The sequence below is a fragment of the Pseudomonas sp. LF020 genome (assembly GCF_053456425.1).
In genome coordinates, this window is the sequence record NZ_JBRFIX010000001.1 from 522,949 (window position 1) to 536,129 (window position 13,181).

The window sequence follows — 13,181 nt, forward strand, 5'->3', positions numbered from 1 at the left end:
GGAAAACCGGGGCTTTCAGGCGGGTATAGGATTTTTGCTCTAAAATGACTGTTAGAAAGTCTTGAGTCATTAAAGTGACCATGGAGGCCGCTTTTGGCTCTAGTCGGCCCTCGGCAAAGCTGCTACTCTCGGCGCGCTTTGTGACTTCTCGGCCTGTAGAAAAGCCAGATTCACCAATACAAAACACACACCAATAATAATCGCATCAAATGCGGTGAAGAATTCGCGTTGCTGAGGAGTGGGCTTCCATGATCGAAGACTTTTGGAAGGATAAATACCCGGCTGGAATTGCTGCCGACATCAATCCAGACGAGTACCCGAATATTCAGGCAGTGTTGAAGCAATCCTGCCAACGCTTCGCCAACAAGCCGGCTTTCAGCAACCTGGGCAAGACAATCACCTACGGTGAACTGTACGAATTGTCCGGTGCGTTTGCCGCGTATCTGCAACAGCATACCGACTTGCAGCCCGGTGATCGAATCGCCGTGCAACTGCCTAACGTTCTGCAGTACCCGGTGGCCGTCTTCGGTGCAATCCGCGCCGGGCTGATCGTGGTCAACACCAACCCGCTGTACACCGCGCGGGAAATGGAACACCAATTCAACGACTCCGGCGCCAAGGCGCTGGTGTGCCTGGCCAACATGGCGCACCTGGCGGAAGCCGTGGTGCCGAAAACCGGGGTCAAGCACGTCATTGTCACCGAAGTCGCCGACCTGCTGCCGCCGGTCAAGCGCCTGCTGATCAACAGCGTGATCAAGTACGTGAAGAAGATGGTCCCGGCCTATCACCTGCCCAAAGCCGTCAAGTTCAACGACGTGCTGAGCAAGGGCCAGGGTCAGCCGGTGGCCGAAGCCAATCCGCACAGCAGCGATGTCGCGGTGCTGCAATACACCGGCGGCACCACCGGTGTGGCCAAGGGCGCGATGCTGACCCATCGCAACCTCGTTGCCAACATGCTGCAGTGCAAGGCGCTGATGGGCTCCAACCTCAATGAAGGTTGCGAAATCCTGATCACCCCGCTGCCGCTGTACCACATCTATGCGTTCACCTTTCATTGCATGGCGATGATGCTGATCGGCAACCACAACATCCTGATCAGCAACCCGCGCGACCTGCCGGCGATGGTCAAGGAACTGTCGAAGTGGAAGTTCAGCGGCTTCGTTGGCCTCAATACGTTGTTCGTCGCGTTGTGCAACAACGAAGGTTTCCGCAAGCTGGATTTCTCCAACCTGAAAGTCACCCTGTCCGGCGGCATGGCCCTGCAACTGGCGGCGGCCGAGCGTTGGAAAGCAGTGACCGGTTGCTCGATCTGCGAAGGTTACGGCATGACCGAAACCAGCCCGGTGGCCACGGTCAACCCGATCCAGAACATCCAGATCGGCACCATCGGCATTCCGGTGCCGTCGACCCTGTGCAAAGTCATCGACGATGCCGGTGTCGAGCAGCCTATGGGCGAAATCGGCGAGCTGTGCGTCAAGGGCCCGCAAGTGATGAAGGGCTACTGGCAGCGTCAGGACGCCACCGACGAAATCCTCGACAGCGAAGGCTGGTTGAAGACCGGTGACATCGCGCTGATCCAGCCGGATGGCTACATGCGCATCGTCGATCGCAAGAAAGACATGATCCTGGTCTCTGGTTTCAACGTTTACCCGAACGAACTGGAAGACGTGCTGGCGACCCTGCCGGGCGTGTTGCAGTGCGCAGCCATCGGCGTGCCGGACGAGAAGTCGGGCGAGGCGATCAAGATTTTCATCGTGGCCAAGCCGGGCGTGACCCTGACCAAGGAAACCGTGATGGAGCACATGCGCGCCAACGTCACCGGTTACAAGGTGCCGCGTTCGGTGGAATTCCGCGATGCGCTGCCGACCACCAACGTCGGCAAGATCCTGCGCCGCGAGCTGCGCGACGAAGAGCTGAAGAAGATCAAGGCGAAGAACGCCGCCTGAAGCAAAAAGCCCCGCAGATGCGGGGCTTTTTGTTGAAGATCAAAAGATCGCAGCCTTCGGCAGCTCCTACATTGAACTCTGTAGGAGCTGCCGAAGGCTGCGATCTTTTGCTTTATGCGGTAGTTACTGGCGGAACGGCGCGAAATTCACGTTGGTCCCCGCCGGGCGCATGTCCTGCAGATACGAATCCTTGTCCGCACTCAATTCCAGGCTCAACGCCGCCTTGCGCTTGCCTTCGTTGCGAATCACCAGGCCTTCGAGTTTTTCCCGCAAGAACACGGTCGGCACTTTCAGGTGCAGCAGTTCGTCGGTGGCCGGGGTGTGCATCAGCAGGTGAATCCACTCGTACTGACCGACCGCCAGGCGCGTCACTGGCAGGTCGAACCACCAGATGTTGCGGTTGCGGTTCAGTTCGGCGAAGTGGCAGTTGTTGGTGCCGAGCACAGCGCCGCCCAGTTCCTGGTTGCGACGGGCAATGGCCTGCTTTTTATCGAGTTTCATAACATTCCTGCGGGATCTGATCGTTGGCGCACGGCGCCCATAGGTGCGCATTCTCGGGGCTTGCGTGGCAAACATAAAGCCCAACCTGCATGGCACGACGAAATGAACGGCAAAAATAAATGAAACTCGTGGCAAACCCGCCCGGTCAATCATTACGTACTGACTTTTCCCCTTCAATGCACCAAGGAGAAACACCATGAGTAGCACTGGCGATAAAGTAAAAGGCATGGCCAACGAAGCAGTCGGCAACGTCAAGCAAGGCGTCGGTAAAGCCACCGACAACACCAAGCTGCAGGCCGAAGGCAAGGTTCAAGAGAAAAAAGGCGAAGCCCAGCAAGCAGTCGGCAAAGCCAAAGACGCCATCAAGAAAGGTGTCGACAAGGCGTAATCCGGCCTTGAACGAAACGCACGAGCGGCCATCCAGGGATGGCCGTTCTTGTGTCAAAAGCTTGCGCGCGCCACCAAGGGTCGCCAAGTAGACTACCGTGATGTAAAAACCGCCCCTGAGTCGCCACGACTTCAACCTGTAATGCGGCGAAAGGAGACGCGAATGATTTTTCCGGACATGAAAGGTCTGCCACTGCACCGGGTGATGGTGCGCACGGTCACTGAATTCGTCGACGACGAGATGTCGACCTATGCCTCGGCACTGGCCTACCAGATGCTGTTCTCGCTGTTCCCGTTCATTCTGTTTTTGATCGCGCTGATCGGTTTCCTGCACCTGCCGGACTTCTTCACCTGGCTGCGCCTGCAGTCGGAACTGGTATTGCCGCCGCAGGCGCTGGAGCAGGTCAACCCGGTGATTGATCAGTTGCAGCAGTCCAAGGGCGGCTTGCTCTCCATCGGTATCGTCATCGCCCTGTACACCGCGTCTGCCGGCGTACGACTGATGATGAGCGCGATGAACGCCGCGTATGACGTGGTCGAAGGCCGGCCGATCTGGAAGCGCTTCCCGCTGTCGATTTTCTACACCGTCGGCATCGCCGGCATGTTGCTGGTAGCCGCCGCGCTGATGGTGCTCGGGCCGCAGGTGATGGGCTGGATTGCCGCGCAGGTGGGTCTGGAAGATTTCATTGTCACGGTGTGGACGATTGCGCGCTGGCCGGTGATCGTGATCCTGATGATGGTCGCCGTGGCCCTGATCTACTACGTGATGCCCGACGTCAAACAGGAATTTCGCTTCATTACGCCCGGCTCGGTGCTGGCGGTGGTGGTGTGGATCGTTGCCTCGCTGGGCTTTGCGTTCTATGTCAAAACCTTCGCCAACTACAACGCGATGTATGGCAGCATCGGGGCGATCATTGTGCTGTTGCTGTATTTCTATATTTCCGCCGCCGTGCTGTTGCTCGGGGCGGAGATGAACGCGGTGATCGAGCACATGTCCAGCGAGGGCAAGGACGAGGGCGAAAAAGTCCCCGGCGAACTCGATGAACATCCCAAACAACATGTCTCTGGCCTAGGGCGTGACCACTCGCTCAAGCCGGACACTGACGAAGTCTGACCATGATCCGTGAAATTCTGAAAATGGGCGATGAACGCCTGCTGCGCATTGCTCCACCCGTGCCGCCGGAAATGTTCGACAGCCCCGAGCTGTGGCAACTGATCGATGACATGTTCCAGACCATGGAAAGTGTCGGTGGCGTCGGCCTGGCTGCGCCACAGATCGGCGTCGACCTGCAACTGGTGATCTTCGGTTTCGAGCACAGCGAACGCTACCCGGACGCCGAAGCGGTGCCGCAGACGATCCTGATCAATCCGCTGATCACGCCGTTGAGTCCGCTGACCGAAGAGGGTTTCGAAGGCTGTTTGTCGGTGCCTGGCCTGCGCGGCGCGGTGGATCGGTATCAGCAGATTCGCTACGAAGGCTTTGATCCCAAGGGCGAGCCGATCGTACGCGTGGCGTCAGGCTTTCACGCGCGGGTGGTGCAGCACGAGTGCGATCATCTGATTGGCCGCCTGTACCCGTCGCGCATCACCGATTTCAGCAAGTTCGGCTTTACCGAAGTGATGTTCCCGGATCTCGATCCCGCAGCCGACGATTAAGCAAAATCAAAAGATCGCAGCCTTCGGCAGCTCCTACACTGATCTCTGTAGGAGCTGCCGAAGGCTGCGATCTTTTGAGCTTTTGATCTTCAAACAAGCCCCATCGCAATCATCGGCTTGCTCCGCGCATACCGGCTCAACCGTTCGGCCAGCGCATAGGGCAGGGCGGGGTCAAAGCTGAAACCGCGTCGCTCATAAAACCCGCGCAAATCCGGATGGCAGAACAGCCACACCGGTTCCTGCAGATCCTTCACCGCCGCCGCAATCAACTGCCCGGCGATCCCTTGCTCACGGCAACCCGGATCGACAAACAGCCCGGTCAGCCAATACCCGCCCGCCACTGGCCGTAGGCACAACGCGGCGACGATGTCCTCGCGCCGCGCCACCCACAACTGCGCATCGCGCACCGCCTTCATCGACGATTGGTGGCGGCGGTAAAACTTGTTCATCAACGGCCACAAAGGCTCGTCGAGCAGGCTGTATCGGGTATCGGGCATGGGATCGGACTGGCGGCGGGCAAAGTGCCGATTATAAAAGAACGCGCGACGCGCGATAGGTGTATACCTGAGCCTACATCCCTGTGAGTGGAGTACGCATCATGTCCAAAGGTATGGATTCAAAGAAAGCCGCGAAGAAGAAACCGGCCAAGACCGCTATTGAAAAACGTGCAGAGAAGAAAGCCAAGAAGGTCGATATTTTCGGTCATTGATCACGTCCTTCGGGAGCCCGTCCCCCGGGCTCCCGTTTCAGCGCAAAAATAATCTGCAAGATTGCTCGGCTTCGTTGCACAGAAGGGGAAGATTCCTGTTCCGAGCCACGCCATGCCGAATTACTTCGACGCCGACCATCGCCAGCAGATCGAAACCCTGCGCCAGCGCTTCACCGCCCGCACCGAGTGGCCTACGTGGCTGCTGCTGATCGGGGTGTATGGCGGCTGGTTCGCGATTATCCTCAATAGCGTCTGGCTGGGTCGCGGCTGGAGCACATTGCTGCTGATTCCGCTGTTGGTGCTGTGGCTGTCGGTGCAGCATGAATTGCTGCATGGGCATCCGACCCGCTCGGTGCTTTTCAATAAAATCCTCGGTTATGCACCCTTTGCGGTGTGGTACCCGTACACCTTGTACCGAGACAGCCATCTGCTGCATCACCGCGATGAACACCTGACGGTGCCCGGCGTTGATCCGGAGAGCCGTTACCTGACAACGTCGCACTGGCAAGGCAGTTCGCTATTCGAGCGAGGCTTGCACTGGCTGAACAAGACCGTACTTGGGCGTTTTGCGATTGGCGCGCCGCTGGCGTTGCTGACGCTGGCCGCCGAAGAGCTGCAACGCCTGAAAAACCGTGAGCGCCAGGCCTGGCTGATGTGGCTGACCCACGGTGCTTTCACCGTGTTGATGCTGTGGTTCATCGCCCGGTACAGCGTATTGCCGGTGTGGCATTACCTGCTGCTGATCAGCGTGCCGGCGCTGTCGATCGCGATGATTCGCTCCTACTATGAACACCGCCCGCACGCACAGCCGGAGCAGCGTACCGTGCTCAATGAGGCCGGCTGGCCGTGGCGCTGGCTGTTTCTGAATCTGAATTTTCATCTGGTGCACCACGATCTGCCGGGGCTGGCGTGGTACGACTTGCCGGCGGCCTACCGGATGCGCCGCGAGCAGTGGGTGGCGCGCAGTGGTGGATTTTTGGTGCAAGGTTATGGGCAGTTGTGGCGGCAGCACGGGTTCAGGCCGATCGACAGTCCGCAGCATCCTTTCCACTAATCTCAAAAACACCACAAATCCCTTGTAGGCCTTCGCCTGCTCGCGATAGCGGTGTGTCAATCAACGAAAAAGGTTACTGACACACCGCTATCGCGAGCAGGCGAAGGCCTACAGTGGAAATCTGTTGTCCGGGAATAAAGTGTATGACCCAACACCTCACCGAACTGCTGATGTACACCGCCCCCGAGCCCATTCGCGCGGCCAACGAACGCTGGATCGCCCGCATCCTCGAACACCTTGGCCGCTCCCGCCTGGACGCCGCCAGCCTGTCGCTCCCCGAACTCTGGTTATCCCCGGATCTGCTGCTGACCCAAACCTGCGGCTATCCACTGATGACCTTGTTGCGCGGTCAGGTACGCATCGTCGCTCGTCCGCGCTACGAACTGCCCGACGCCAGCGCCGGCCATCACTGCAGCCTGATCCTCAGCCGTGCTGACGACAGCCGCAGAACCCTGGCGGATTTTCGCGGCAGTCGCGGGGTGATCAACAGTGAAGACTCCAACAGCGGCATGAACCTGTTGCGTCAGCGCCTGGCGCCGCTGCAGCGCGACGGGCAGTTTTTCGCCACGGTCGGCATCAGTGGGGCACACCGCGAAAGTTTGCGCTGGTTGCGGGACGGTCACGCCGACCTGGCGGCCATCGACAGCGTGACCTATGCCTATCTCGCTCAGCATGCGCCGGAAGAAGTCAGCGGTTTGCGGGTAGTGGCGCGCAGTGCGCTCAGCCCGACGTTGCCGTTTATCACCGTTGCTAACGCCACTGATGAGCAGATCGAACAGATGCGTCGGGTTATGAATCTTGCGTTGCGTGAACTGCCGGATGTGGCGCAGATCCTTGGTTTGCCTGAAGTGTTGCCTGCCAGTGAAAGCGATTATCGGGTTGTGCTCGACTATCAGCGTGAGGCTGTAGAGTTGGGCTATGGCTGCTTGCGCTAAAAGATCGCAGCCTTCGGCAGCTCCTACATTGGAATGTGGTCGACCTGTAGGAGCTGCCGAAGGCTGCGATCTTTCGCTCTTATATCGCCAAAAAGAATATAAAAATGAAATATAAATATTATTAATGCATAAGGCGCCTTGCTACGATCGCGCCACCGGATCACCGGACATTCAGCGACCCCTTACCCAGGAGCCCCTATGTCCGGCGCCGACACCGTTCACCGCAATCATCTCGACGCACTGTTCCGCGCCCACTACCGCTGGCTGTGCACTTACCTGCGCCGGCAGCTGCACGACGCCGAAAGCGCGGAAGACATCGCTGCCGAAACCTTCGCGCAGTTGCTTCAGTCACCCAGTGTCACGGCGATCCGTGAACCCCGCGCCATGCTCACCACAATTGCCCAACGCCTGCTCTATCAGCGCTGGCGCCGGGCGGATCTGGAGCGCCGGCATGCGCAGCAGATCGACATCGATGTCGCCACTTCGCCTGAAGAACTCGCCCAACTGAGCCAGACCCTCAAGCGCCTCGACCGCAGCCTGCAACGCCTGCCCGGCAAGGTTCGTTCGACCTTCCTGCTGGCGCGGATCGATGGCCTGACTTATCCGCAAATCGCCGCCGAACTGGGCATTTCCCAGCGTTCGGTCAGCGCTTACATGAGCCGTTCCCAGGCCCTGTGCGATCGCCACAGCGCCAACCAAATCCTGACAGACAAGAGGTCCGCATGAGATCGATCAAAACCCTGCTCGGCCGTTCGTTGCTGGCGCTGAGCCTGAGCGTCGGCGCTGTTTCGGCGGCGGAAAAAGCCGCACCGATCCACTTCGGTGACATCACCTGGGAAAGCGGCAGTTTCATCACCGAAGTGCTGCGCCTGATCGTCGAGAAAGGCTATGGCTACCCGACCGATACGCTGCCGGGCAGCACCGTCAGCCTGGAAGCGGCGCTGGCGAAAAACGATATTCAGGTGATCGGCGAGGAATGGGCCGGGCGCAGTCCGGCGTGGGTCAAGGCGGCCAATGAAGGCAAGGTGTTCGGCCTCGGCGACACGGTCAAAGGCGCGACCGAGGGCTGGTGGGTGCCGGAATACGTGATCAAGGGTGACCCCGAGCGCGGTATCAAACCATTGGCCCCGGAGCTGAAATCGGTCGCCGACCTGCCGCGCTACAAGGACGTATTCCGCGACCCGGAAGATCCGAACCGTGGGCGTTTCCTCAACAGCCCGACCGGCTGGACTTCGGAGATCGTCAACAGCCAGAAACTCAAGGCATATGCGCTGACCGACAGCTACGTCAACTTCCGCACCGGCTCCGGCGCGGCGCTGGATGCCGAGGTGGCGTCGTCGATCAAACGCGGCAAACCGGTGCTGTTCTATTACTGGTCGCCGACGCCGCTGCTCGGGCGCTTCAAACTGGTGAAGCTCGAAGAACCGCCGTTCGATGCCGAAGCCTGGAAAACCCTGGCCGATGCCAGCAACCCGAACCCCAAGGGCACCCGCTCGATGCCGGCAAGCCTGGCGATCGGCGTGTCGGCACCGTTCAAGGCGCAGTATCCGGAGCTGGTGACATTCTTCGAGAAAGTCGATTTGCCGATTGATCTGCTGAACCAGACCCTGGCCGGAATGAGCGAAAAACGCCAGCCACCACGGCAGGTCGCCGAAGCATTTTTGCGCGACCAGCCGCAGGTGTGGCAGGCGTGGGTGCCGGGGGAGGTGGCGAGCAGGGTGACGGCGGGGCTTTGAGTTTCAACTGTTTGATCTGTGGCGTTTGAGCTACCGCCTTCGCGAGCAAGCTCGCTCCCACACTGGGTCCATGGCTTGCCCGAATCCAGTGTGGGAGCGGGCTTGCTCGCGAATAATCCACCGGCCTACGCCGCTTCTGCCGCCAACGCCGCCACCACAGTCGGCCGCTGCTCAATCCGCGCCTGAAACCGCGCCAGCGCCGGCCACTGCGCCAAATCAATGTCAAACAACCCGGCCCAGCGCAACACCACAAACAGCAGCGCATCCGCCACGCTGAAGCCGCTCGGCAGCAGATACTCCTGCTGCTCCAGCACCGCGACCAACACCGAAAAACGCCTGAACAACTTCTCCTTGATCACCTCGACCGGCAACCGCTCATCGAACAGCGCGCCGAGGCCGCCGTGGATCTCGCTGGAAATGAAATTCAGCCACTCCTGCAGACGCAGTCGTTCGAAACTGCCGGGTGCCGGCGCCAGCCCTGACTGTGGTTGCAGGTCCGCCAGATACTGCAGGATCACCGGACCTTCGGTCAGCACCGCGCCGTTGTCCAGTTGCAGGGCCGCGACATAGCCCTTGAGATTGATCGCCAGGAAGTCTTCACCGCTGGCGGTGCGCTTGCTGCGGTTGTCGACGCGGATCAGCACGAAGGGCAGCTTCAGTTCGCGCAGCACAATGTGCGGCGCCAGCGAACAGGCTTGCGGGGCGTAATACAGCTTCATCGGCAGCTCTCTGGTGAGGATTTGGCGCCAGTGTCATAGTGCGCCGCCCCCTCGGTAAAATTAATCTTTCAGAAAGCAGCCATAAGGACAGCTACTGGCATGATGAACCTGATGCATTGGCGGCTGGTGGTCGCCGTGGCCGATCACGGCAACATCACCCGCGCGGCCGAGCGGGTCGGCATGACCCAGTCCGGGGCGAGCCAGGCCCTGGCGCTGATGGAAGAAACCCTCGGCGTGCAACTGTTCAGCCGCGAAAGCCGACAGACATTGCCCACCGCCATCGGCCTGCCGGTGATCGAGCAGGCGCGGCTGATGCTCAGTGCGCTGCAGACCATTCGCCAGACCGTCGACAACGTACGCCCGATGCTGCGCGGGACGATTCGTCTGGCGAGTTTTCCGATGGTGCTGGCGAGTTTTCTGCCGCCGCTGCTGCGGCAATTCAATCGTCTGTATCCGGGCATCGAAGTGGTGGCGCTGGAGGTCAGCGACGACGAGGTGGAAACCCTGCTCGCGGCCGGTCTGGTGGATGTCGGCGTGGTGCTCAACCCGGCACCCGAGCGCAACGCCGGGCCGTTGGGTCGTGATGAATGGGTGGCGGTGGTGCCGGCAGGGCATCCGCTTGCACTGCGAGGAGCCGAACAGGGCGTCAGCCTGCAAGAGCTGACGGCGCTGCCATTTGTGCTGGCCACCGGCGGTTGCTCGACCAACGCCCGCAGCCTCGCCGCCGAAGCCGGATTGCAGTTGCAGGATGTGCGGGTCGAGGTGCGCGAATGGAGCAGCGCCTTCACTCTGGTGCGGGAAAACCTCGGCGTGACCCTGGTGCCGGAAATGACCTTGCCGGCCGAGCGTCAGGGCTTGCGGGTGATTGCCCTGCAGCCACGTATCGAACGGGTGTTTTCGCTGGTGCTGCCTGCGGGGCAGACGCCGTCAGCGGCGGTGCAGGCCTTGCTGGATCTGCTGGCGGATACGGCGGTCGCTGCCACTCGCTGAACCGTTTCTTGTGCAAAAAGTGCCAGATACTGGCCGACTAGTGGCCTTGCGCAAGGCTTCGCGCTGGCTATGCTGAGCTGTAACTAACTATGTCGACCGTCATCGGTTAGCCGTGATTTCAACGCTGCCAGAGTGCGCATTCAAAGGCACCGGACACTGAACCAACAAGGAGCCTGTTTTACATGGAAGTTCTTCTGCACGTTAGGGCTGGCCCGCTCGCGGGCTATCAAGAGAAGGATGTCTTGATTAGAGCGTCGCTGCATGGACTCTTTGATTAAACGTCATTTATCACCTGACAACTTCCTCCTGTGGAGGAATGCGTGTGCCTGTTCTGTGGAACGTAGTGGTGGATTCTGAAAGACCTGAACTTTCATCAAATCAAAAGACCGCGCGGAAGGTGATACAACCATGTTCAACCTACATCACAAGGCTGACCTGCAGCAGATCGAGCGTTTCAGCTGCGCCTTGACCGAAGCCAACGCCAAGCTGGAGGCGATCAGCCGTTCGATGGCGATGATCGAATTCACCCCCGAAGGCATTGTTCTGGATGCCAACGAAAACTTCTGCAAGACCATGGGCTACAGCGCCGAGGAAGTGCGCGGCAAACATCACCGGGTGTTTTGCGAAGAAGCGTTTTACCGCAGCGAGGAATACGCCAGATTGTGGCGCGACTTGGCCCGGGGTGAGCCGATCAGCGGCACGTTTCTGCGCTTGAACAAGTCCGGCAAGGAGATCTGGCTCGAAGCCAGTTACATGCCGGTTTATGGTCCGGACAAACAAGTCAAAAGTGTGATCAAAGTGGCGGCGGACATCACCGCCCGGGTCAACAAAGAGCACGAAGAAGAAAGCATGCTCGCGGCAATCAGCCGTTCGATGGCGGTGATCGAGTTCACGCCCGAAGGCAACGTGATTACCGCCAACGACAACTTTCTGAAAACCATGCAGTACTCGCTCAACGAAATCGTCGGTCACCACCACAGCATGTTCTGTCACCGTTCCGAATCCGAATCGGCGCAGTACAAGGCGTTCTGGGCGTCGCTCAATCGCGGCGAATATCACTCGCACCGTTTCGAACGCAAGAACAAGTCCGGGCAGATGGTTTATCTCGAAGCCTCGTACAACCCGCTGTTCGACACCAAGGGCCGGTTGTACAAGGTGGTCAAGTTCGCCAGCGACATCACCAGCCAGATGACGACGCTGCAAAACGCCGCGGAATCGGCCCACAGCACCTCGGTCCAAAACGACGCCTGCGCGCAAAAAGGCTCACAGGTCGTGCAACAAACCGTACAGATCATTCAGGACATTTCCCGCGACCTCAACGAAGCGGCGCTGAGCATCGATGCGGTCAGCAAGCAATCGGACATCATCGGCACCATCGTCCAGACCATCCGCGGCATCGCCGATCAGACCAACCTGCTGGCGCTCAACGCCGCCATCGAAGCGGCCCGGGCCGGTGAGCACGGACGCGGCTTTGCGGTGGTGGCGGACGAGGTGCGCAGTCTCGCGGCGCGTACCAGTCAGGCGACCCTGGAGATTGTCGAAGTGGTGCGCAAAAACCATGACCTGTCGCTGAGCGCGGTGTCGAGCATGCAGTCGAGCCTGAGCCGCACCGGGCTGGGTGTGGAGCTGGCGAACGAGGCGGGGGAGGTGATTCTGGAGATTCAGCAGGGATCACGGCATGTGGTGGATGCGATCGGGCAGTTCAATGCGACGTTGCAGCTGAACTAGTAGTTACGCCAAACACCTGTAGGAGCTGCGGCACGCTGCGATCTTTTGATTTTGTTTTTTAAGATCAAAAGATCGCAGCGTGCCGCAGCTCCTACAGGGGTTTGCAGTCAAAGCGCCGCGAGAAACTTGTCCGCCAGTTTGTCGCTGTCCTTGAGGTCATTGACGTTCTCTTTGTCCGCCTGCGCCAGTTTCATCTTGTCCTGCAGACGCTCGGCAATCTCTTTGCCGATGGCCAGTTGTTTCTCCGGCGGCATGGCTTTGATGTCGTCTTCGGTGATGCCCATGCTCTGAAGGATACTGTCGCGCAGACGTTGTTCCGGCGACTTGCTCATGTAGTCCTTGAACGCGTCGGTGGCCGAGGTGCCGGTGGTGCTGCCGGCCGCTGTGGCATCGGTAGTTTGCAGACCGACGCGAGTCTTGGCGAAGGCCTCGTCGACGTTATCGCTGATGCGCGTAGCGGCGGCCACTTGCTGGGTAGCGATCTGCGTGGCCGAATCCTCGACCTTGGAGGTTGCATCGGTGGCTTGCGACTGAGCCTGGTTCTGCAGCGATTGCAGCATGGCGCCGTGCAGGCCGCTTTGCAGACCGGCAGCGGCGGTCGTGGTCGCGTCATCCACTGGCCGCTTGGGCAAGTGGACGAGCTGCTGCTGTTTGGCACTGACCAACATCATGATGGAGACCTTTGGATAATTGCTGACGGGCCTGACGCAGCAATTACCGTGCCTTTGCGAAGAACCACATGATTTCAACGAGTTACGCGACTTGTGCGCCGAGCAGAGCGGTCATCCCTTGCCGTCAGGCGGCAGAGGATGACCGCGGG

At 59.6% G+C, this 13,181-nt stretch carries 13 protein-coding genes and 2 pseudogenes; 11 read left to right on the forward strand and 4 right to left on the reverse strand.

All coding sequences use genetic code 11. The features are described 5' to 3' along the window. The first annotated feature begins 248 nt into the window (after positions 1–248). The gene (fadD1, locus tag ACU680_RS02430; protein ID WP_448178556.1) at positions 249–1,946 is read left to right on the forward strand and encodes a long-chain-fatty-acid--CoA ligase FadD1; all 1,698 of its coding nucleotides are present in this window, start codon (positions 249–251) and stop codon (positions 1,944–1,946) included. 123 nt (positions 1,947–2,069) lie between these two features. Here fadD1 and ACU680_RS02435 read toward each other — a convergent pair whose 3' ends face one another. Continuing rightward, a complete protein-coding gene (locus ACU680_RS02435) occupies positions 2,070–2,447 on the reverse strand; it encodes a hypothetical protein (RefSeq protein WP_007969330.1) in 378 nt (125 codons plus the stop codon). A 196-nt stretch (positions 2,448–2,643) separates the two neighbouring features. On the opposite strand from ACU680_RS02435, the gene ACU680_RS02440 reads away from it, so the two are divergent. The 3 genes from ACU680_RS02440 (at position 2,644) to def (ending at position 4,490) form a co-directional block, all read left to right on the forward strand. Beyond that, entirely contained in the window at positions 2,644–2,835 is a 192-nt protein-coding gene (locus ACU680_RS02440) for a CsbD family protein (RefSeq protein WP_003227408.1), read from the forward strand. 162 nt (positions 2,836–2,997) lie between these two features. Further along, positions 2,998–3,948, forward strand: coding sequence for a YihY/virulence factor BrkB family protein (locus ACU680_RS02445; protein ID WP_108589055.1), 951 nt, complete (start codon positions 2,998–3,000; stop codon positions 3,946–3,948). 2 nt (positions 3,949–3,950) lie between these two features. Further along, positions 3,951–4,490, forward strand: coding sequence for a peptide deformylase (gene def / locus ACU680_RS02450; RefSeq protein WP_103522058.1), 540 nt, complete (start codon positions 3,951–3,953; stop codon positions 4,488–4,490). A gap of 89 nt (positions 4,491–4,579) precedes the next feature. On the opposite strand, the gene ACU680_RS02455 is transcribed toward def, so the two are convergent. Then, a complete protein-coding gene (locus ACU680_RS02455; RefSeq protein WP_448178557.1) occupies positions 4,580–4,987 on the reverse strand; it encodes a GNAT family N-acetyltransferase in 408 nt (135 codons plus the stop codon). A gap of 324 nt (positions 4,988–5,311) precedes the next feature. Between ACU680_RS02455 and ACU680_RS02460 the strand changes: the two genes are divergently transcribed. The 4 genes from ACU680_RS02460 (at position 5,312) to ACU680_RS02475 (ending at position 8,924) form a co-directional block, all read left to right on the forward strand. Further along, positions 5,312–6,253: a fatty acid desaturase gene (locus tag ACU680_RS02460; RefSeq protein ID WP_448178558.1), complete on the forward strand. Its 942-nt coding sequence runs from the start codon at positions 5,312–5,314 to the stop codon at positions 6,251–6,253. 143 nt (positions 6,254–6,396) lie between these two features. Then, positions 6,397–7,188, forward strand: a complete 792-nt coding sequence (locus ACU680_RS02465; protein ID WP_448178559.1) for a phosphate/phosphite/phosphonate ABC transporter substrate-binding protein — start codon at positions 6,397–6,399, stop codon at positions 7,186–7,188. Positions 7,189–7,386: 198 nt separating this feature from the next. Continuing rightward, positions 7,387–7,914, forward strand: coding sequence for a sigma-70 family RNA polymerase sigma factor (locus ACU680_RS02470; RefSeq protein WP_448178560.1), 528 nt, complete (start codon positions 7,387–7,389; stop codon positions 7,912–7,914). After that, positions 7,911–8,924, forward strand: a complete 1,014-nt coding sequence (locus tag ACU680_RS02475; RefSeq protein ID WP_448178561.1) for an ABC transporter substrate-binding protein — start codon at positions 7,911–7,913, stop codon at positions 8,922–8,924. The genes ACU680_RS02470 and ACU680_RS02475 overlap by 4 nt, the downstream gene beginning before the upstream one ends. Positions 8,925–9,049: 125 nt before the next feature. Here ACU680_RS02475 and gstA read toward each other — a convergent pair whose 3' ends face one another. Then, positions 9,050–9,643 carry a glutathione transferase GstA gene (gstA, locus tag ACU680_RS02480; protein WP_448178562.1) on the reverse strand — a complete coding sequence of 198 codons (594 nt, stop codon included), beginning with the start codon at positions 9,641–9,643 and terminating at the stop codon, positions 9,050–9,052. 99 nt (positions 9,644–9,742) lie between these two features. Here gstA and ACU680_RS02485 point away from each other — a divergent pair, with 99 nt between their 5' ends. The 3 genes and pseudogenes from ACU680_RS02485 to ACU680_RS02495 form a co-directional block, all read left to right on the forward strand. Then, the gene (locus ACU680_RS02485) at positions 9,743–10,633 is read left to right on the forward strand and encodes a LysR family transcriptional regulator (protein WP_448178563.1); all 891 of its coding nucleotides are present in this window, start codon (positions 9,743–9,745) and stop codon (positions 10,631–10,633) included. A 408-nt stretch (positions 10,634–11,041) separates the two neighbouring features. After that, positions 11,042–11,818, forward strand: a pseudogene (locus ACU680_RS02490) (PAS domain-containing protein); the annotation flags it as partial. A gap of 111 nt (positions 11,819–11,929) precedes the next feature. Next, positions 11,930–12,361 (forward strand): annotated as a pseudogene (locus ACU680_RS02495) (methyl-accepting chemotaxis protein); the annotation flags it as partial. Between the two features lie 107 nt (positions 12,362–12,468). Here the strand turns inward: ACU680_RS02495 and ACU680_RS02500 are convergent. Beyond that, a complete protein-coding gene (locus tag ACU680_RS02500; protein ID WP_448178715.1) occupies positions 12,469–13,029 on the reverse strand; it encodes a hypothetical protein in 561 nt (186 codons plus the stop codon). Positions 13,030–13,181 lie beyond the last annotated feature (152 nt).